The following is a 19,072-nucleotide window of genomic DNA, read 5'->3' as shown; positions in this document are numbered from 1 at the left end:
GCTGTTTACACGTGAAAAGAGATTCTCCCTCTCTCTTTTACCTGTTATAAACAAGCGCTTTTATCATTTTTTATTTTCCGGCTTATTCGCAGGCTTTATCTCTTCTTTTACAGGTACTTGTAGTTTAGCTAGTACTGCATTTTGCTTTTCTAGCAATTCTAAAATTTGATCTACTTTTGTTTCAAGCGTACGAATATCTTGTTTCACTTTCGTCACATCACGCTTTAATGTAGGAGCTTGTCCTAAAGAATCTACTTTCTCCTCTAGAAACTCCTCAATGTTATCTACTTTATTTTCTAAGTTAATAACAAGCGTAGCCACTCTTGCGATATCCTCTTTCGTCGGCACATTTACTTGTTCTAAATAGTTTTTTGTCGTATCATTTAATGCTTTTTGATAAAACAAATTCAAATCTAGAACGCTGCCCATCCAAGCAGAATATTCTTCTGTTTTAATTGTTTCATTGAGCGCTTTTCCCCAAAATGTTTCGGTTTGTTCATAAGCATTTTTCCATGCTTGTAGTGGATCGAATTTTTGATCAATCACTTTACCTACACTCCCTTTTTCGTTTTTGAAACAATTCAACCTATTCACTATTTTCTAATATTCTGAATAAAACTTCAAGTCTATATTTTATTTTTTCTATTTTCTAACAAATGTGTTGACTTTAAAAACAGATAGGTGTAAATTGCACTTATAAGCAAAAAATTCCATCTAACTGATTCATGAGGTGATGCACAATCATGCTACAAAATGAACCAGAACAACGCGAAAGTTTGGAGAACAACCAAGCGAAACAACCAAACTCCATGCCAAAAAACTTCTTAGTTCCCTTCTTACTTCTCTGTCTAAAAGACTGGAGTCTTCATGGTTACAAACTTATTCAAATGCTAATGGATATCGGCTTTTCTTCTGTTGACCAAGGTAATGTTTATAGAACACTACGCAAATTAGAAAAAGAAAACCTTATTTCTTCTACTTGGGATACAAGCGATGGAGGGCCGGCAAAAAGAATTTATTCTTTAACTGAATATGGAGAGCAATATTTAACAACATGTGCGACTTCTTTTGAACATTATCAAAATATGTTGCGAACGTTTTTCACGTTATACACCAATGCATTCTTTCCATTTTCTACTTCTCCAGAAAAGGATGAAAAGGATTCTTCATCTTCACCTGGTGGTACAGCAGAGTAATCTGCGTTCACAATATGCAAAAAAACATTTGGGGGTCAAACAATGGAAACTAAACCATACGAATTAGTCGATGCATTTTGGAAAAACTGGTCTCAATCACTTTCCCTTTTCTCTTCAGCTGGGAAACAATTAGAGCAACTTACTTTAGAAACATTAAAACAACAACAAGACGCTTTGCATAAATTAACATCAGGAGTAGATGAACTAGAAAAAGAACTACAACAAATCACTGCTCAGTTCAATAACCAATATACAGATTACGTGAAACAATTAACTGGTAACTCCTTAAATGATCAAATTAACGAGTGGCAAGACAAGTGGAAGGAACTTTCTGCTCATATGCAGCAGCTTACTGTTTCTCCTACAAAAACATCTTTGTCAATTCTTACACAAACAAGCGGTCAATTTGAAGAAACAACAAAACAATTTATTGAGCAACAACAATTACAACGTGAAGAGGCTCAAAAACAGTTAGAGGGTTTTTTGGAAGAGTTCAAGTCAAAACAGTTGGAACTCGCAAAAAAGTTCGAGGAAAACTCAAAAAATCTATTTACTTCCATCAAGTAAGAAAAATGTGGGAGCTAACTGCAGCACAAACAAAACTCTTTCTTCCTCCTACTACATCAAGATGGCTAACATTTTTCGATATGGAAAAGAAGGAGGACAAAATGAATCCATTTCAAGAAGCACAAACTGTTCCGGAGCTTCGTTATGATGAGATTCAAGTCGGTGATCAAGCATCCCTTACAAAAACAATTACAGATGAAGATGTTATCAATTTTGCAAAATTGACTGGAGATGTGAATCCTATTCACATTTTAGATTCTTTTGCAAAAACGACAATGTTTAAAGAACGTATTGCTCACGGTATGCTCGTTTCGAGTTTTATTTCTACCATCCTTGGAACGAAACTCCCAGGCAAAAATACGATTTATTTATCCCAAAACGTTTCATTCCGTGCCCCTGTCAAAATCGGTGATACACTTCGCGTTGTGGCAGAGGTTATTAAGAAGCGTGACGATAAAAAAATCATTACGTTGCAAACAAACATATATAATCAATCGGATGATATTGTCGTGGAAGGTACAGCGACAATACTGAAAAAAGAGTAGCAAATTTGCTACTCTTTTTTTCTATCCAAGAACTTCTAATCGCACCGATTACTTCCGCGTATGAGTATGTCGTTTCCACATAAAATAACGTTACCAGTTTAGATAAGAACTTAGCTGAACTGGACTACTCATAAGGATGTGTATCAACATGGTAAAAACAAACAAATTATTAGTTCCAGGTGCAGAACAAGCGCTTGAACAATTTAAATATGAAATTGCACAAGAATTTGGTGTAAGCTTAGGTTCTAATACAGCATCTCGTTCTAACGGTTCAGTTGGCGGTGAAGTAACAAAACGTCTTGTTGCTTTAGCTCAACAACAATTACGTGGATAATAATATAACATATGGCTTAGAGGCAGATATTATCTGCCTCTTTCTATTTTCAACATACATAACAGTGCTTTTTCACATACTAATCAAAGCAAAACGAAAGGAGCAATATGTGACATGAAACGGATTAATATTAGCATGAGCCCTCCCCGCGTTCTTACTTTATCTTTTATTGTATTATCAGTTGTCGGCACATGCTTATTAAAACTGCCAATTGCTACGACAACGTCCATTTCATGGCTCGATGCCTTATTTACAACCGTTTCCGCTTGTACTGTTACTGGGCTTGGTGTTGTGGATACTGGAAAAGTGTTTACTTTATTTGGACAATGTGTCATTTTAACGCTTATACAAGTTGGCGGGCTTGGCATTATGAGCTTTGCGGTCTTAATTGCCATTATGCTCGGAAGAAAAATCGGTCTTCAAAACCGTATTTTATTGCAACAAGCATTAAATCAAACGAATATCGGCGGCGTTATCCGTCTTGCCAAAGCATTATTTTTATTCTCTTTTACAGTCGAATGTATCGCTACTTTAATTCTTTCTTTTGAATGGGTACCAAAATATGGGGTTGCCAAAGGGATCTATTATAGTTTTTTCCATTCAATCTCAGCCTTTAACAATGCTGGTTTTTCTGTGTGGAGCGATAATTTAATGTCCCATTCTCATAGCATTCTTGTCAATTTCGTCATTTCCTCTCTCATCATTTTAGGTGGAATTGGTTTTACAGTAATTGTAGACATAAAAAGAAAGAAAAACTTTAAAAACCTTACACTACATTCAAAACTTATGCTCACTTCTACTCTAATCGTCAACATTATTGCTACCCTTTTTATTTTTATATTCGAGTTCCATAACTCCCTTTCTATGAGAGGTTTTACCCCATTTGAAGAAGGAATGGCCTCTTATTTTCAAGCAATTTCAACACGAACTGCCGGGTTTAATACTGTTGATATTTCTACATTGTCAAAACCTTCCCTCCTATTAATGATGCTCCTTATGTTTATTGGTGCTGGTAGTGCTTCAACGGGTGGTGGGATTAAGTTAACAACATTTTTAATCATATTTTTTGGCGTATTTAAATTTTTACAAGAACAAGAGGATATTGTCGTATTTAAAAAATCCATTAAAGATACTCTCATTGTCAAATCATTAACCATTACTATTATTTCCATTTCATTTATCTTTTTTGCTATTTTAATTTTGAGTATTACTGAGCGAGTTCCTCTATTGATGAGTGCTTTCGAAGTATTTTCAGCATTTGGGACTGTTGGCCTCAGTATGAACTTAACACCTCACTTAACTATAATCGGAAAAGCTATTATTATCTTTATGATGTTTTTTGGGAAAATGGGTCCTTTAACATTGGCTTTTTCATTTGCTCGTAAAAAGAACCGGAAAATAAAATATCCTAATGAAGATATTTTAACAGGTTGACAACCGTATAAATTATCCATATAATGAGAATACAATAACATATCTCCAAAGGGGAGTAGCGTCCAAGAATATTTCTTGGAAACAAAGTCGTCATTACGTAGAACTTAGTTCTTCCGGCTTTGTTGGCATTTTTATTACATATGTCTAGCAAGACCTTTGCCTATTAACGGCAGAGGTCTTTTTTGTATTCACTTCCAAATTCTTCCAAAGTTAATAGGCAGGAGTATGGGGAAACTAAATAGTGGGGAAATTCTTCACTTATTTAGAACTTATAGAGGTGAGAGGAGAATGTACATGGATGTATCATTATTATTGGAGTATGGTTGGGTATTACTCATCCTAATTGCACTTGAAGGGATTTTAGCGGCTGATAACGCTCTTGTTCTTGCAATTATGGTAAAACATTTACCAGAAGAAAAACGAAAGAAAGCACTATTTTACGGATTAGCGGGGGCATTTGTTTTCCGATTTGGATCGTTATTTATGATTTCGTTCTTAGTCGATGTATGGCAAGTGCAAGCAATCGGTGCCATCTACCTTATGTTTATCGCTGGTAATCACTTATTTAAAACATATGTTAAAAAGAATACAGATGAAGAAACAGAAGAAAAAGAAGCAAAGAAAAAACAAGAGAACTTTTGGTGGACTGTATTTAAAGTTGAAGTTGCTGATATCGCCTTCGCAGTTGATTCAATTTTAGCTGCGGTTGCACTAGCAATGACTTTACCAAAAACAGGATTAGGTACAATTGGTAGTCTAGATACTGGGCAATTCGTTGTTATCTTTGTAGGTGGACTTATCGGATTAATCATTATGCGATTTGCAGCAACTGCTTTCGTACAAATCTTAAAACGTAAACCAGGACTTGAAACTGCAGCATTCTTAATTGTAGGTTGGGTTGGTGTGAAGCTAGCAGTTTATACATTAGCACACCCTGCATTAAATGTAATTCCACATTCATTCCCAGAATCCACTCCGTGGAAGCTTACATTCTGGATTGTATTAGTCGGAATCGCAGTTGGTGGTTGGTTCTTCTCAAAAGAAGTAGAAGTAAAAGTAGAAAAGAATTTAGACGAAAAAGCGCTGTAATTACAGCGCTTTTTCTTTTTCCTTTCTTCCTCTCAATGTCCAGAAAAAATTCCATTATACTATCTTTTGTAAACGTTTTCTTAACGTATGTATGTCCTTTTTGTGAAACATTGCACAAACTTATTGAAAGTGAGAACAATTCCATGTACTTTATTCATATAAGGAGTATTTATAGAAGATTTACTAAAGGAGCGTATTACTCATGCTAGAACAAGGACTAGATTATGTTGTCAAACTGGCTAAAAGCAAAAAGAAAATGCTAGATACAAACCCAATGCAATATTTCATTCGTGCTGCACTTGCGGGTATTTATATCGGTTTTATTATTGTACTATGTTTTAAATTAGGTAACTTTTTTCACATTGCAGATTCACCAGCAACTTATTTAGCTGCTTCTATGTTTTTCGGGATTGCTCTCGTACTTATTATATATGGCGGTGCTGAATTGTTTACTGGAAACACAATGTACTTTACTGTAGCAACTTTAAGGAAAGAAACAACGATTTCTGATACACTTCGTAACTGGGTTGCTTGTTATGCAGGTAACTTAGCCGGCGCGTTATTCTTTGCCTTACTATTTTACGCAACTGGAATTTTTGAAGCAATTGATCACGGTCACTTAATGAATAAAGTCGTTGAAGGAAAGATGAACACACCTACAATGCAGCTATTCTTTAAAGCCATTTTATGTAACTGGCTCGTATGTCTTGCTTGCTTCTTACCATCTCAGGTTAAAGGCGACACAGCAAAAATAATGGTCATGATGCTACTTGTTTTCACATTCTTCTTATCTGGTTACGAACATAGTATTGCAAACTTGTCACTCTTTGCTTTATCTTTAGTTTCACCGCATCCTGAGACAATTTCTTTTTCAGGTGCTATTCATAACTTAATTCCTGTTACAATCGGTAACATTATTGGCGGATCAGTATTTGTCGGTATGGTATACCACTACTTAACAAAGAAAACACCTGAAGTTCAACAGGAAGAAACTGAAATCGCAGCAACTCAACAAGAAGAGATTATTCCTTTACAAGCACATATGAAACATTAAAAACTCCAAAGTTTTACTTTGGAGTTTTTAGCTTCCCACGTATTTAACAACAAGGTGAGGATTAATTTCTCCTTCTTCCTTTCCCTTATCCATTCTCTGTTTCATCTTGTGCATACCGATGATATCATTCGTATGAAGGTGAATTTCATTTACATATAACCCCTCTGTACAAAAAGCTTCTACAAAATCCAGTCCATTTTTTGCTCCCCACCCCATATTAAAATCAAGGGAAAGAATATTCACATCATAATCCCGGACCATTTGCAAGGCACATTCTACTGTAGTTGCGGGCACATACCCGAACGGGCAACTTCTTTGATCATCCATATATACGTTCATTTTCTATTCCCTCTCTAATTTGAATATGCGGCCAATACATAACATATTGCCGCAAGACTAATAAAAGGACCAAATGGAATTGGTTTTCGTACTTCTATACGTTTTAATACGATACCAATCCCGAAGAAACAAAGACTGAAACAAGACGCTAAAAATAAAACGATAAAAACTCCCTTCACTCCTACTATAAACCCAAGTAACGAAAGTAGTTTTATATCTCCTCCGCCAAGCCCTTCTGGATATATCTTTTGCATGCAATATAACAAAATGAATATAAAACCACTACCAACTATACTATCTGTCCAAGTAACTAATTGTACAAAAACACTTTCAAGAATGAGTAAAACGGCAAACGAAATTAAAATACAATCAGGAATTAACATATATAAGTAATCTGTAACTGAAATAATAAGAAGTAGCGAAAAAAGGGATAAAATGATAATAAGCTCTCGTTCTATTCCAATCATATACACGGTAAGAAGAAATATACTTCCTGTTATACATTCAAATGCTACATACATAATTGGAATTTTTCTCTTACAATTCGTACAACAGCCTCTTTGTATATAAAATGAAATGATGGGGATTAATTCTTTTGGCCTTAGCACATATTTGCAATAATAACAATGTGAACGCGGGGTAATGATAGACGCACCTAATGGAATCCTCATCGCAACTAACATAAAAAAAGAACCAAACACCATCCCTGCTAACAGTGCATATAAATAAGTGAACATCCCTTCCTCTCCTTTCCCAAAAAACATAGCAAAAAAAGGAGAGAACTTCTACTTCATATTATCCTTTATTCTACTAAAAAAGCAGGCCATTTTCCGGCCTGCTTTCCCCTCTTTTATACGATGAAATATACTGCTTTTAATGGTCCATGTACTCCGACAACAAGATTCATCTCAATATCAGCCGAGTTACTTGGCCCTGTAATAAAGTTAATACAAGATGCCGCTGTCTCCCCATTTTCTACACGTGAGTTCATATCCTGAACCGCTTGTGTAATACGAGGCACAAGTGTTTCACGTGGAATAATAGCAAAATATACAGTCGGTAAAAAGTGTAAAGAACGTCCTTGCCCTTTATGGCTTTGTACAACAATTGTACCAGATTCAGCTAATGTATAATCACTAAATGCAATACCAATATTCGCTTTTTCAGCTAAACGCATATTTTCGTCTTTTCTCTCTGGATCCCATACGTTTACTTCAATGTCTCGCTTTGGAAGTTCTTCTTTAAATAAAGATGTTAAACCATATGCATCAAAACGCTCATCTGCTGATAATAAAATAGGTCCCCCGCCGTTTTCCATGATTACTTTTTGAAGGTCTTCACCTAAACGGTCATTTGTCGTTTCTACTACATTTGTATGAATGTTTGTACATTGCTTTTTAAACACTTCTAGTAATTCTTCTTGTGAATAATCTTTTAACGTTTCTATATTCACATTACTTTTCCATACTGGACGCTCTACACCTTCTGTTTTACGCGCGCGTCCAAGTTCTTTTGCAATGTTATCTAGAAAGGCATCACGGTTTTGAATTAATCCTGTCATTATTTATCCCCGCCTTTCTTATGATCTTTATACCAATCACGGAATCGTTCTTTACTTGGAGCTGGAAATTCACGAATATCCGTCCAGTTTTTAAGTGGTCCAACACCTTTTGATACACGATTACCAGATGTAAATGGACTCATTGCCGCTGGTGCCATTTTTGAACCCATTTTATATAAAGCAGCTGAAGAAGCACCCATACTAAACATTTTCATCGCTAGTTTTTCTGCAAGTGGTGCACGACCTTCTTGCTCAACGATGACTTGACGATGTTTTAATAATAAATCATGCAATGGAATTTTTACTGGACAAGCTTCTGTACATGCTCCGCATAAACTAGATGCATAAGGAAGCTCTTTGTAATCATCATATCCACCTAGAAGCGGTGTTAATACCGCACCGATTGGCCCTGAGTAAATCGATCCATATGAATGTCCACCAACGTGACGATATACAGGACATACGTTAACACAAGCAGCGCAACGAATACATTGTAATACTGAACGGAATTCAGATCCAAGAATTTGAGAGCGACCATTATCAACAACAACTAAATGGAATTCTTCAGGTCCATCAACTTCCTCTTCTTGAATTGGTCCTGCTACTGTAACATAACTTGTTAATTTTTGGCCTACTGCACTACGACATAGTAAACCAACTAAAACATCTAATTCTTCCATTGTCGGAACCATACGTTCCATACCCATTACCGCAATTTGTGTTTTCGGAATTGACATAACAAGATCTGCATTACCTTCATTCGTTACTAAACAAAGAGAGCCAGTATTTGCAACAGCAAAGTTACACCCAGTTACACCAATTTCTGCATCCATAAATTTCTCACGAAGTTGTTTACGAACAAACTTTGTCATTTCATACGGGTCATCAGAATTTTCATATCCTAGTTTTTCTTTAAATACATCGCGAATTTGCGTTCTATTTTTATGAAGTGCAGGTGCAATAATATGTGAAGGTGGATCGTTATCTACTTGTAAGATATACTCTCCTAAGTCACTCTCTAACACTTCACAGCCAATCTCTTCAAGCGCATGGTTCATACTGATTTCTTCTGTTACCATCGACTTTGATTTTACTACTTTTTTCGCTTGTTTCTTTTTGGCAACGTCTTGAATATACTTTGCTGCTTCCTCTTTCGTCTTCGCAAAGTACACGTGTCCGCCTCTTTTTGATACATTTTCACTTAACTGCATTAAATAATAATCAAGATTTTCTAATGTATGTTGACGAATTTGTTCACCTAGTTCTCGCCACTCTTCCCAGTTTCCTAATTCATCTGCGGCTTTTAAGCGATTCGTATATAAACGCGTTTGTGCAGAAGAAACTGCTCCGCGCATAAACGCATCTTGAATTCCATCACCAACGCGATCATTAAATTTTTTCTCACTGATTTTCATAGACATAGCTTATGTTCCCCCTTCATGAGCGACTATTCAGTACCTCAGCAATATGCATTACTTTTACTTCTTTTCCTAAACGCTCAATACGTCCGCCAATGTTTAACAAACACCCACAATCTGCACCGATTAAATAATCTGCACCTGTTTCCATTACACTATCTACTTTTTCGTCTACCATTTGCTCAGAAATTGGAGTCATCTTAACTGAAAACGTTCCCCCAAACCCGCAACAATTTTGCACGTTTGGCAAATCTCTCACAGTTAATTCTTTTACATTTGATAATAAAATTCCTGGTGCTTCTTTTATCCCAAGCATACGTGTCATATGACATGATTTATGAATAGTAGCTATCCCTGGTAAACTTGCACCAACATCTGTAACTTTTAAAACATCTACAATAAACTGTGTAAATTCATAAGTTTTATCAGCAACTTTTTGTGCACGTTTAGCCCACTTTGGATCATCTTTGAAAACATGCGGATACTCATGAAACATTGTCGCACACGAACCAGATGGCGTAACAATATATTCTGCATCTTCGAAAGTTTCAATCATATGTTTCATCGCTTCTTTTGCTGCTTCTACATGGCCACTATTATAAGCAGGCTGACCACAACAAACTTGTGCTTCTGGAAATTCAATTTCACAACCTAAACGCTCCAACACTTCAACTGTTGCTTTGCCGACATTTGTTTCAAACATATCGACTAAACAAGTAACAAATAAAGTAACTTTCATAACTATTACTCCCCCTTTTTACAACTTCACCAACAAACATATGGTCATCAGATGACTGAGTAGAGAAGAAATAGGCTCAACCATGGCCTATCCTCTCCCTCTTCTAAAGAAAACGCTTACTTAATCTTTCTCTATTTTATCAGAAAATTAAATTTTTAAAAGATTAAATTACGAATTTATATCGTTTTTACCTGTGACAATATGTTCTACATTTGTTAAATGATCTAGCATTGCTTGCTGCGCTAATTCTACATCTTGTTTTAACACCGCATCATATATAACTTGATGCTCTTCTATAAGTCGTTCTGATGTCGTTTGTTCACCATATAAAATAATGCGTCTTGATTCACCAATCGTTTCAGCAATCATCTCTGAAACATGATTCATGAGTTCAAGCAAAATGTTATTATGCGAAGACTCTGCAATTCCCATATGAAATTGAAAATCGGCTTTTTCGCCAGCCTTTTCATCTCCAATGCTCTTTGCCATTTCATCTAACCAATGTTTCATATTTTGTAAATTATCTTCCGTACGTTTTACCGCCGCTACTCGAACTGCCCCCACTTCAAGCACCTTTCGTACTTCTAATAAATTCAAAATATCTTCTTTCTTCATTAATAATCTATTGTTTAATGATTTCGTTAATGAAGAAGAATCGAAGTTCTTCACATATGTACCTTCTCCTTGTTTCATCTCAATTAAGCCCATCGCTCTTAGCGCACTTAGCGCTTCACGAACAGCAGATCTGCCAACTTGAAACTGCTCAGCTAATTGATGCACAGGGAGTAGTTTGTCACCAGGTTTTAACGTACCATTTTTAATCATTGTTAAAATAGCTTCAGATACTTCTTCGTAAATTTTTTTCGGTTTAATAGATTTGTACTCCAGTTAAATCACCTCAGTATCTTCCAAACAACAATTGAAACGATTTATAAGAACTTTGCATCATAACTATTTTAGACCGAATTGATAAGAAGTACAAATGTTTTGTTCATAAAATAGTCAAATTTTTGATATTTATTACATATTAATTTATATTTTTACGTATAAAGTGAAACTTTAATCAGTAGGGGTCTTGTTCATCCCCCACTGATTATTAGCCCTCACCAATCGGGCTTTTACGGGCAGCAGGGCCTCCACCTAACTTCTTTGCTTCCGTTGAATTTTGAGGTGAGGGTCTTACTGTCCGGCAAATAGCGGGATAAATATTTTCTTCAATATAAAGAACATGTCCTAAAAATTAGAACATGCTCCCCTCATCCTGTACATTCAGTTTAATAATAACCGTTGTTCCCTTATCTTTTTCACTTTCAATTTTCCACTGTCCACCATGTATATGAACAATTTGTTTCACAATAGCAAGGCCTAAACCTGTTCCACCGTGTTGACGACTTCTCGCTTTATCAACTCGGTAAAAGCGTTCCCCAAGATTCTCCAAATGCTCTATATCAATGCCAATTCCTGTATCTTTTATTTTCAATTCACAGTAATCATCGATTTGCTCTAAAGTTATAACGATATTTCCGTTTTGATTTGTATACCGTATCGCATTATCTAACACATTATGAAGCACTTGTTGCATACGATCCTCATCAATCATGACAATGATCTCTGGATTTAAATTGGTTGAAATATGAAGTTCCTTTTCTATAAACTTAATCTCATACGTATCTAATACGTCTTCAATCAGCTGTGAAAAAACGATAGGTTGCTTCTTTAACGGAAAGTGCTCACCTTCTAATTGTGCTAAGTCTAACAAGTCATGAACGAGACGCTGCATACGACCTGCTTCTTTATGAATTAGCTGCGTTACTTTTTCCTGCTGCGGTCCCTTAGCAACGCCATCTAAAATAGCCTCGCTATACCCTTTTATATAACTAAGTGGTGTTCTAAGTTCATGCGAAACATTTGCTAAAAATTCCTTACGCTTTACATCTTCTGTTTCTAATGAATTGGCCATTTTATTAAATGCTTTTCCTAGTCGTCCAATCTCATCCTCTGAAGAAACTGTAATCCGCTCCGAGAAATCTCCCGTAGCCAAATGATTTGCAACCCGTTCCATTTGCGAAAGTGGCTTCGTAATTGCAATTATAATTTTTCTTCCAACCCATATAGTAATTAAAATCATAGCAATTGCTAATGGTGCTAAAATAAGACCCATATCATAAATTAAGTCTTTTATACTTTTTAAAGGAATATACGAATAGACAATTCCGACTAATTTTTTATTTTCCAATACAGGGATGACAACCCCCATAATATTACGGTCAAAATGTTCTTCATATCCTATTTTTGTCACAGTTTTCCCATCTAATAATGTTTGCCTATCTCCTTCACTTATAAGAGAATGATGATGCACATCAAAAGGCAAACATGCGCTTAAATCACGCGGATTAGACACGAAAATAACGTCTGAACTAGATATTTGATCAAACGACCTTACTTTCTCTTCAAAAGTTGATATTCCTTCGTGCTTATCATATTGAGCAGCGAGATTTTTTCCTTCCATTACTAATGAGCCTTTTAAATTATCAACGTATAGTTTTTCATACGAGTATAAAGATACGAAATAAAGAAAGGACACTGTTACACATACTGCACATACTACTGTAAGCCAAAGTTTTTGTACCATCGTAAACATACGTTACACCTCGAATTTATAGCCTACACCCCAAACAGTTTGAATGTAGTTTCCACTTTCTCCAAGCTTCAAGCGCATCGTTTTCACGTGCGTATCTACTGTTCTTGTACTTCCGGCATAATCATATCCCCATACCTTTTCAAGTAATTGCTCCCGGCTAAATACTTGTCCTGTATGCTGGCAAAGAAAATATAGTAAATCAAACTCTTTTACAGTAAGAGAAATCGACTCACCATCCGCCTCGATTCGTCTACTTTTTTCATTGATAAGAATTGGTCCGAATTGAATCTCTTCTTGCTGTTCTTGCTTTGTATATCTTCTTAACACAGCTTCCATACGGGCAACCAATTCACCAGGACTAAACGGTTTTACAATATAATCATCTGCTCCCATACGTAAGCCGTTCACCCTATTCCACTCTTCACCTTTTGCGGTTAAAAATATAATCGGCACATCTGACGTTTTTCTAATTTCTTTACAAACTGAAAGGCCATCCATTTCTGGCATCATAATATCTAATACAACGAAATCATAATGATCCGTTTCTATTTTTTTAAGAGCCTCTTTTCCATTTTCAGCTTCTCCCCACTCATATCCGAAGTTATCCAAATACATTCCAACAAGCTGCCTCATATCACTTTCATCATCTACAACTAGCACTCTATATTTATTCATTGTCCTTCCCTTCCCTCTCTATGAGTTGAAACGGTCCTTTTCCGACTTTAATTGTTTGTTTTATTTTTAAATTCTTCATATCCATAACGCACACTTCATCACTATCATAACTTGCTACATATCCTTCTGCTCCGCTCTCCAAAAATGCAAATGGATTCGATCCTACTTCTACAGAAGCTATTTCTTTATATGTGCTAATATCAAACTTTCTAAGTGTATTCGACCCATGACTTAATGCATATACGTACTTACTATCCTTCGTTATATTCACAGGCATAAATGGAGCATGTAAAGAACGTACCATTTCTCCATCCTGCAAAGAATACACTAACACTTTCTCATTTACTTGATTTCCATCACCATGTCCGCCAATCCATATTTCTTTCCCATCAGGACTAATCGTTGCTCCTGTTGATGCTGGTGGAATCATAAAGGATTGAACAACCTCTTTTTTCTTCGTATCAATTGTCGTTAGTTTCGTATCATAAAAGTTTAATACAGATAACCGATTATGATACTCTACCATCGTTATAGGTCCTTTGCCTGTTGAAACATTTCCTGTCTCTTTCCCATTTATCGTAAAGAACCTTACCTTTTGAACATTTTGATCGGCAGCAAATAATTGTTTTTTATCTTCTGATACGACCACATTTACAATGCCCTTTCCAGTTTTATATTTTCCTACTTGCCTTCCTTCCGCTAGTGAATATACATACATATATTCTAATTGCTTACCGTATACAAGTATTTCCTCACCGTTTGGAAGCAGTGTGATTCCGGCCATTGGCTCATTTAGTTCCCATGTCGTGATTAACTTTTTATCTTTTTTATCAATAAAACTAATACTGCCTTCTTTTATATTCGTTGTTATAATAACATTTTTATCTTTAGCAATTGGTGTATATGAACTTCCTTGACACCCTACTAATAGAAATAAAAAACAGAGAAGAAAAACATACTTTCTCAAAAGATTCCCTCCATCTTCGGATGATTTCGTTATAATTGTAAAATAACAAATAAATGTGTGGAAATTGTGAAATTTTCCTTTCTTACTGCATTTACATATATAATGTACAACAAATAGAATTTGAGGTGTGTCAATTATGCTATTTCCTGATTTAGCGAATAAAATTGTACGAGAAGTACGCAGACTAATTACAGAAAATATTATTATCATTAATATAGAAGGCATTATTATCGCAAGTACAGATACAGAAAGAATTGGTCAATTTCATGAAGGTGCACTCCGCTGCGCCAAACAAAAGAAAACCGTCATCATTACAAAAGAAGATGAAAGGCGATTGCAAGGTGTAAAGGCTGGGATGAATCTTCCTTTATTATTTCATGATGAAGTAATTGGTGTCATTGGAATTACAGGAGAACCTGAAAATATTTCACGCTACGGAGAAATATTGCGTAAGATGACCGAATTATTAATTCATGAAAACTACTTTTTAGAGCAACTAGAACTTGAGCACCGCTCCTATGAAGCTTTCGTCTTTGATTGGCTTCAAAATGCAGAGTGGTCCCCGAGTTTTCTCGATCGCGCCAAAACACTTGGCATTGATTTATATAAGAAGAAACAACTTATTTTGTTTTCTATTGGCAAAAATGACACGATGCTCCAGCGTAAAATATGGCAACATGTACGTAATATTTTAACAAAAGAGCATCTATTTGTTCGCTGGGGAAATGATCGTTTTATTTTATTTACAGCGATGAGCTCCAAAGAGCAAACTTATCAATTTTTAAAACGGTTAAAACAAGACTGCGAAACTTTATTTTCGATTCCTTTATATATTGGGATTGGACAAACAGTTACCCCAAACAATATGAACATATGTTACGAACAAGCATTACGTGCTCTTTCTGTATCATTGGAAACGAAAAAAATTGTATTTAATGAAGATTTACGTTTAGAAATGTGTTTACAAGATATTTCTGCCGAAACGTGCGAACAATTTCTAGAGCGTACCATCGAGAACTTACTATCATTTCCTGAGCTTATGCACACTTTACGCTTGTTTATCGATTATAACCAATCTTATAAACAGACGGCTAAACAATTACATATACACATTAACACATTACATTACAGGCTAAAAAAGATTGAAGAACATACAGGACTTGATCCAAAGCAATTCAAAGACTTAAACGTTTTATACTTCGCACTCCTCCTATTAGATAATCATACAAAAAAGAAGGATAAAACAGATTAATCTTCAGATGATTACACATAGAAAGAATCCCTCGACTTTTTTATCATTATAATGAAAGCACTGTTACCACGTTGTTTATTATAACTAAAAACGTTAACAGTTTGAGGGGGATTTCCAATGTTAGAAAAGCAAATTATTCATTCATTCGTATCTATTGTTGGCGAAGATAATGTAGATACATCCAATATGGGTCGTTTAACTTATAGTTATGATGCCACTCCAAACTTCCAAGCAATGCCTGATGCAGTCATTGCTCCTCGTAATACAAATGAAGTAGCTGAAGTGTTAAAAATATGTAACACTCACAAAATTCCTGTATATGTGCGCGGGTCTGGAACAAACCTTTGCGCAGGTACATGTCCACTTGAAGGCGGTATCGTCCTTATTTTCCGCCATATGAACAATATTTTAGAAATTGATGAAGAAAACTTAACAATTACTGTACAAGCTGGTGTCATTACACTTGATATTATTAAAGCGGTAGAAGAAAAAGGTTTATTTTATCCACCAGATCCAAGCTCGATGAAAATTTCTACAATCGGCGGCAATATTAATGAAAACTCAGGTGGATTACGCGGTTTGAAATATGGCGTAACACGTGATTATGTAATGGGGCTTGAACTTGTCTTACCAAATGGTGATATTATTCGCACTGGCGGTAAATTAGCAAAAGATGTAGCAGGTTACGATTTAACTCGTTTATTTATCGGTTCTGAAGGAACACTTGGTGTGGTAACAGAAGCTATATTAAAACTTGTTCCTATACCTGAAACAAAGAAAACAATGCTTGCACTATATGAAGATATTAATGAAGCTGCACGTGCTGTTTCTTCTATTATTGCAAATAAAATCATTCCAGCAACACTGGAGTTCTTAGACCAACCGACAATTGAAGTAGTAGAAGAGTTTGCGCAAATCGGTTTACCAACTGACGTAAAAGCAATTTTATTAATCGAACAAGACGGCCCGCCCGAAGTAGTCAATCGAGATATTGAAAACACGGCTAACGTTTGCCGCTCTATGAATGCAGTTGATGTTCGCATTGCAAAAGATGAAACAGAAGCAGATGCGCTTCGTACTGCTCGCCGTAGTGCTCTATCAGCGCTCGCACGATTAAAACCTACTACAATATTAGAAGATGCGACTGTACCACGTTCACAAATCGCTCCAATGGTTGAAGCAATTAATGCCATTGCAAAAAAATATAATATTCCTATTTGTACGTTTGGACACGCTGGTGATGGTAACTTACATCCAACTTGTATGACAGATGCTCGTAATGCAGAAGAAATGCACCGAGCTGAACAAGCTTTTGCTGAAATATTTGCGAAAGCAATTGAACTTGGTGGCACAATTACTGGTGAACATGGTGTTGGTGCAATGAAAGCTCCATATTTAGAAATGAAATTAGGTAAAGAAGGTATTGCAGCTATGCAAGGAATAAAGCAAGCTTTCGATCCAAACAACATTATGAACCCTGGAAAAATGTTCGCGAAAGACACTCGAAAAAGAGTGGTGGTTGAGCGATGACCACATTAAATAAAGAAAATATTCAAAAAGAATTTAAAGAACGATTAAGTGAAGATGAGCTACTTAACTGTATGCGATGCGGTTTTTGTTTACCTACTTGTCCTACCTACATTCAATCCGGATATAAAGAGTCACATTCACCACGCGGACGTATCGCATTAATGAAAGCAGTCGTTGATGGTTTAATCGAACCAGATGAAGATGTTGAAAATACATTAAACGTTTGTCTTGGTTGCCGTGCTTGTGAGCCTGTTTGTCCATCTGGTGTAAATTATGGACATTTATTAGAAGAGGCTCGAGATATTATTAATCAAAATAAAAAATTCTCAATGCCAGTGAAAGCTGTTCGAAAAGTCGTTTTTGAAGGATTATTCCCCCATCAAAATCGAATGCGAACATTAACCGGACTAATCGGATTTTATCAACGTTCTGGTTTACAAACGCTAACACATAAAACAGGTATTATGAAGTTATTCCCTGAAACACTTGCAACGATGGATCTCGTTTTACCAAAAGTCCCTAAAATGAAAGCAATGAAAGATCGTCCTTCATTTTTACCTGCAGAAAGTACAAAGAAAAAACAAGTTGCATTCTTCACAGGCTGCTTAATGGATACGATGTTTTTAGAAACAAATAACGCAACGATGAAACTTCTCCAATTAGCTGGTTGTGATATTGTTATTCCGAAAACACAAAGTTGCTGCGGTGCATTGCATGGACATGCTGGTGAAAAGAGTGGAGCAAAAGAATTAGCAAAGCGAAATATAAAAGCATTCGAAGATTTAAACATCGACTATATTATTACGAATGCAGGAGGTTGCGGAGCTTACCTCGTAGACTATGATTATCTTTTAAAGGATGATCCGGATTGGGCTGAACGTGCTAAGCAGTTTGTTTCTAAGATTAAAGATATTACTGCTATACTAGTAGAACTAGACTTCCATAAGCGAACTGACTTACGACTCACGCCGCAGGTTATTACGTATCAAGACTCTTGTCATTTACGCAATGTTATGCGCACATCTTCTGAACCTCGTATGTTACTAGAGGCTATCCAAGGTGCAACATATCGAGAAATGAAAGATGCCGACCGCTGCTGTGGCTCTGCTGGTATTTACAATATTGTTCATTCAGAGTTATCAATGGAATTTCTAGATTACAAAATGGACCGTGTGCATGAAACAGACGCAGCAACCATTGTTACTGCAAATCCAGGTTGTTTATTACAAATGAAATTGGGCATTGAGCGAGAAGGGCTTTCTCATAAAATGAGAGGAATTCACATTGTGGATTTATTATTAGAAGCAATTGAAACTAACTCGTAATAACTCGTAACATACGTAATAATAGGAAAACGGCTATCTCCTTCGTCTATGTAAAGAGATAGCCGCTTTTTTGTCTGCTACAACATTAAAAATATGTTACTTTATTATAAAAAAGAACAACAGAAACATTACAGTTTTGTAAAAATCAATCCATTATATTCCTCAAAAAATCGCTCAAACCATTGATACAATAGGATTCTTCATTTTCTATTTAGGTAACTTTATCCAAAAACCCCCTCTTAAAACCAAGTATAAAAACACTATAAATTCCTTTTATACTCTATATTTCTCTTATTTTTGCTCCCTTCTTCTCTTAGGATAAATTAGGTAATTTTAAAGTCTATGAATTTTTTTCCATCTTTTTTCTTGCAAATTGTATGCTACGATGAATTTGTCAGTCAGACAG

Annotated in this window: 20 protein-coding genes and 1 riboswitch; of the genes, 10 read left to right on the top strand and 10 right to left on the bottom strand. The window is 35.7% G+C overall.

Translation table 11 applies throughout. From position 1 onward, the window contains the following. Positions 1-63 precede the first annotated feature (63 nt). Complete coding sequence (gene phaR, locus RT27_RS10635) at positions 64-546, bottom strand: polyhydroxyalkanoic acid synthase subunit PhaR (RefSeq protein ID WP_000566941.1); 483 nt, start codon at positions 544-546, stop codon at positions 64-66. 197 nt (positions 547-743) lie between these two features. On the opposite strand from phaR, the gene phaQ reads away from it, so the two are divergent. From phaQ to RT27_RS10600, 7 genes are all read left to right on the top strand, one after another. After that, a complete protein-coding gene (gene phaQ / locus RT27_RS10630) occupies positions 744-1,196 on the top strand; it encodes a poly-beta-hydroxybutyrate-responsive repressor (RefSeq protein WP_000939954.1) in 453 nt (150 codons plus the stop codon). A 42-nt stretch (positions 1,197-1,238) separates the two neighbouring features. After that, the gene (phaP, locus tag RT27_RS10625) at positions 1,239-1,763 is read left to right on the top strand and encodes a polyhydroxyalkanoic acid inclusion protein PhaP (RefSeq protein WP_000448592.1); all 525 of its coding nucleotides are present in this window, start codon (positions 1,239-1,241) and stop codon (positions 1,761-1,763) included. Between the two features lie 101 nt (positions 1,764-1,864). Continuing rightward, positions 1,865-2,308 carry a MaoC family dehydratase gene (locus tag RT27_RS10620; protein ID WP_001067916.1) on the top strand — a complete coding sequence of 148 codons (444 nt, stop codon included), beginning with the start codon at positions 1,865-1,867 and terminating at the stop codon, positions 2,306-2,308. Positions 2,309-2,456: 148 nt separating this feature from the next. Next, positions 2,457-2,642 (top strand): alpha/beta-type small acid-soluble spore protein, encoded by a 186-nt coding sequence (locus RT27_RS10615; protein ID WP_000241212.1) that lies wholly within the window; start codon positions 2,457-2,459, stop codon positions 2,640-2,642. Between the two features lie 114 nt (positions 2,643-2,756). Next, a complete protein-coding gene (locus tag RT27_RS10610) occupies positions 2,757-4,076 on the top strand; it encodes a TrkH family potassium uptake protein (RefSeq protein WP_000822356.1) in 1,320 nt (439 codons plus the stop codon). A 38-nt stretch (positions 4,077-4,114) separates the two neighbouring features. Beyond that, positions 4,115-4,279: riboswitch (yybP-ykoY riboswitch) on the top strand. 91 nt (positions 4,280-4,370) lie between these two features. Continuing rightward, positions 4,371-5,165: a TerC family protein gene (locus RT27_RS10605; RefSeq protein ID WP_000383326.1), complete on the top strand. Its 795-nt coding sequence runs from the start codon at positions 4,371-4,373 to the stop codon at positions 5,163-5,165. Positions 5,166-5,367: 202 nt separating this feature from the next. Next, on the top strand, positions 5,368-6,219 hold the full coding sequence (locus RT27_RS10600; protein ID WP_016082385.1) for a formate/nitrite transporter family protein: 852 nt from the start codon (positions 5,368-5,370) through the stop codon (positions 6,217-6,219). Between the two features lie 27 nt (positions 6,220-6,246). Here the strand turns inward: RT27_RS10600 and RT27_RS10595 are convergent, their stop codons facing one another. The 9 genes from RT27_RS10595 to RT27_RS10555 form a co-directional block, all read right to left on the bottom strand. Next, entirely contained in the window at positions 6,247-6,558 is a 312-nt protein-coding gene (locus RT27_RS10595) for a cyclic-phosphate processing receiver domain-containing protein (RefSeq protein ID WP_029441776.1), read from the bottom strand. Positions 6,559-6,572: 14 nt separating this feature from the next. Next, a complete protein-coding gene (locus RT27_RS10590; protein WP_029441775.1) occupies positions 6,573-7,295 on the bottom strand; it encodes an A24 family peptidase in 723 nt (240 codons plus the stop codon). 113 nt (positions 7,296-7,408) lie between these two features. Beyond that, positions 7,409-8,119: a lactate utilization protein C gene (locus RT27_RS10585; RefSeq protein ID WP_029441774.1), complete on the bottom strand. Its 711-nt coding sequence runs from the start codon at positions 8,117-8,119 to the stop codon at positions 7,409-7,411. Further along, on the bottom strand, positions 8,119-9,540 hold the full coding sequence (locus tag RT27_RS10580) for a LutB/LldF family L-lactate oxidation iron-sulfur protein (protein WP_043936082.1): 1,422 nt from the start codon (positions 9,538-9,540) through the stop codon (positions 8,119-8,121). Before RT27_RS10580 ends, RT27_RS10585 begins: the two co-directional genes overlap by 1 nt. Before the next feature lie 16 nt (positions 9,541-9,556). Then, positions 9,557-10,276 carry a (Fe-S)-binding protein gene (locus RT27_RS10575; protein ID WP_043936080.1) on the bottom strand — a complete coding sequence of 240 codons (720 nt, stop codon included), beginning with the start codon at positions 10,274-10,276 and terminating at the stop codon, positions 9,557-9,559. 168 nt (positions 10,277-10,444) lie between these two features. Next, positions 10,445-11,134: a FadR/GntR family transcriptional regulator gene (locus RT27_RS10570; protein ID WP_254913599.1), complete on the bottom strand. Its 690-nt coding sequence runs from the start codon at positions 11,132-11,134 to the stop codon at positions 10,445-10,447. Positions 11,135-11,516: 382 nt separating this feature from the next. Beyond that, positions 11,517-12,917 (bottom strand): ATP-binding protein, encoded by a 1,401-nt coding sequence (locus RT27_RS10565; protein ID WP_043936076.1) that lies wholly within the window; start codon positions 12,915-12,917, stop codon positions 11,517-11,519. 3 nt (positions 12,918-12,920) lie between these two features. Further along, the gene (locus tag RT27_RS10560) at positions 12,921-13,592 is read right to left on the bottom strand and encodes a response regulator transcription factor (RefSeq protein ID WP_016082390.1); all 672 of its coding nucleotides are present in this window, start codon (positions 13,590-13,592) and stop codon (positions 12,921-12,923) included. After that, positions 13,585-14,559: a hypothetical protein gene (locus RT27_RS10555; protein WP_001234155.1), complete on the bottom strand. Its 975-nt coding sequence runs from the start codon at positions 14,557-14,559 to the stop codon at positions 13,585-13,587. The genes RT27_RS10560 and RT27_RS10555 overlap by 8 nt, the downstream gene beginning before the upstream one ends. A gap of 136 nt (positions 14,560-14,695) precedes the next feature. Here RT27_RS10555 and RT27_RS10550 point away from each other — a divergent pair, with 136 nt between their 5' ends. The 3 genes from RT27_RS10550 (at position 14,696) to RT27_RS10540 (ending at position 18,666) form a co-directional block, all read left to right on the top strand. Further along, the gene (locus tag RT27_RS10550) at positions 14,696-15,811 is read left to right on the top strand and encodes a sugar diacid recognition domain-containing protein (protein ID WP_043936074.1); all 1,116 of its coding nucleotides are present in this window, start codon (positions 14,696-14,698) and stop codon (positions 15,809-15,811) included. 117 nt (positions 15,812-15,928) lie between these two features. Next, positions 15,929-17,341: a glycolate oxidase subunit GlcD gene (glcD, locus tag RT27_RS10545; RefSeq protein WP_043936072.1), complete on the top strand. Its 1,413-nt coding sequence runs from the start codon at positions 15,929-15,931 to the stop codon at positions 17,339-17,341. Next, positions 17,338-18,666 carry a (Fe-S)-binding protein gene (locus RT27_RS10540; protein WP_043936070.1) on the top strand — a complete coding sequence of 443 codons (1,329 nt, stop codon included), beginning with the start codon at positions 17,338-17,340 and terminating at the stop codon, positions 18,664-18,666. The genes glcD and RT27_RS10540 overlap by 4 nt, the downstream gene beginning before the upstream one ends. Positions 18,667-19,072 lie beyond the last annotated feature (406 nt).

Origin of the sequence: Bacillus sp. L_1B0_5 (genome assembly GCF_000836715.1) — a bacterium.
Taxonomy (GTDB): domain Bacteria; phylum Bacillota; class Bacilli; order Bacillales; family Bacillaceae_G; genus Bacillus_A; species Bacillus_A thuringiensis_S.
This window is presented reverse-complemented; position numbering and strand designations above follow the sequence as displayed.

What these genes read in the sequence shown, in the direction of transcription:
- phaP (WP_000448592.1), top strand. Translation starts at nt 1,239, where the DNA reads ATGGAAACTAAACCATACGAATTAGTCGATGCATTTTGGAAAAACTGG.
- RT27_RS10610 (WP_000822356.1), top strand. Translation starts at nt 2,757, where the DNA reads ATGAAACGGATTAATATTAGCATGAGCCCTCCCCGCGTTCTTACTTTA.
- RT27_RS10615 (WP_000241212.1), top strand. Translation starts at nt 2,457, where the DNA reads ATGGTAAAAACAAACAAATTATTAGTTCCAGGTGCAGAACAAGCGCTT.
- RT27_RS10585 (WP_029441774.1), bottom strand. Translation starts at nt 8,119, where the DNA reads ATGACAGGATTAATTCAAAACCGTGATGCCTTTCTAGATAACATTGCA.
- phaQ (WP_000939954.1), top strand. Translation starts at nt 744, where the DNA reads ATGCTACAAAATGAACCAGAACAACGCGAAAGTTTGGAGAACAACCAA.
- RT27_RS10560 (WP_016082390.1), bottom strand. Translation starts at nt 13,592, where the DNA reads ATGAATAAATATAGAGTGCTAGTTGTAGATGATGAAAGTGATATGAGG.
- glcD (WP_043936072.1), top strand. Translation starts at nt 15,929, where the DNA reads ATGTTAGAAAAGCAAATTATTCATTCATTCGTATCTATTGTTGGCGAA.
- RT27_RS10575 (WP_043936080.1), bottom strand. Translation starts at nt 10,276, where the DNA reads ATGAAAGTTACTTTATTTGTTACTTGTTTAGTCGATATGTTTGAAACA.
- RT27_RS10605 (WP_000383326.1), top strand. Translation starts at nt 4,371, where the DNA reads ATGGATGTATCATTATTATTGGAGTATGGTTGGGTATTACTCATCCTA.
- RT27_RS10550 (WP_043936074.1), top strand. Translation starts at nt 14,696, where the DNA reads ATGCTATTTCCTGATTTAGCGAATAAAATTGTACGAGAAGTACGCAGA.
- RT27_RS10580 (WP_043936082.1), bottom strand. Translation starts at nt 9,540, where the DNA reads ATGTCTATGAAAATCAGTGAGAAAAAATTTAATGATCGCGTTGGTGAT.
- RT27_RS10620 (WP_001067916.1), top strand. Translation starts at nt 1,865, where the DNA reads ATGAATCCATTTCAAGAAGCACAAACTGTTCCGGAGCTTCGTTATGAT.
- RT27_RS10590 (WP_029441775.1), bottom strand. Translation starts at nt 7,295, where the DNA reads ATGTTCACTTATTTATATGCACTGTTAGCAGGGATGGTGTTTGGTTCT.
- RT27_RS10540 (WP_043936070.1), top strand. Translation starts at nt 17,338, where the DNA reads ATGACCACATTAAATAAAGAAAATATTCAAAAAGAATTTAAAGAACGA.
- RT27_RS10595 (WP_029441776.1), bottom strand. Translation starts at nt 6,558, where the DNA reads ATGAACGTATATATGGATGATCAAAGAAGTTGCCCGTTCGGGTATGTG.
- RT27_RS10565 (WP_043936076.1), bottom strand. Translation starts at nt 12,917, where the DNA reads ATGTTTACGATGGTACAAAAACTTTGGCTTACAGTAGTATGTGCAGTA.
- RT27_RS10600 (WP_016082385.1), top strand. Translation starts at nt 5,368, where the DNA reads ATGCTAGAACAAGGACTAGATTATGTTGTCAAACTGGCTAAAAGCAAA.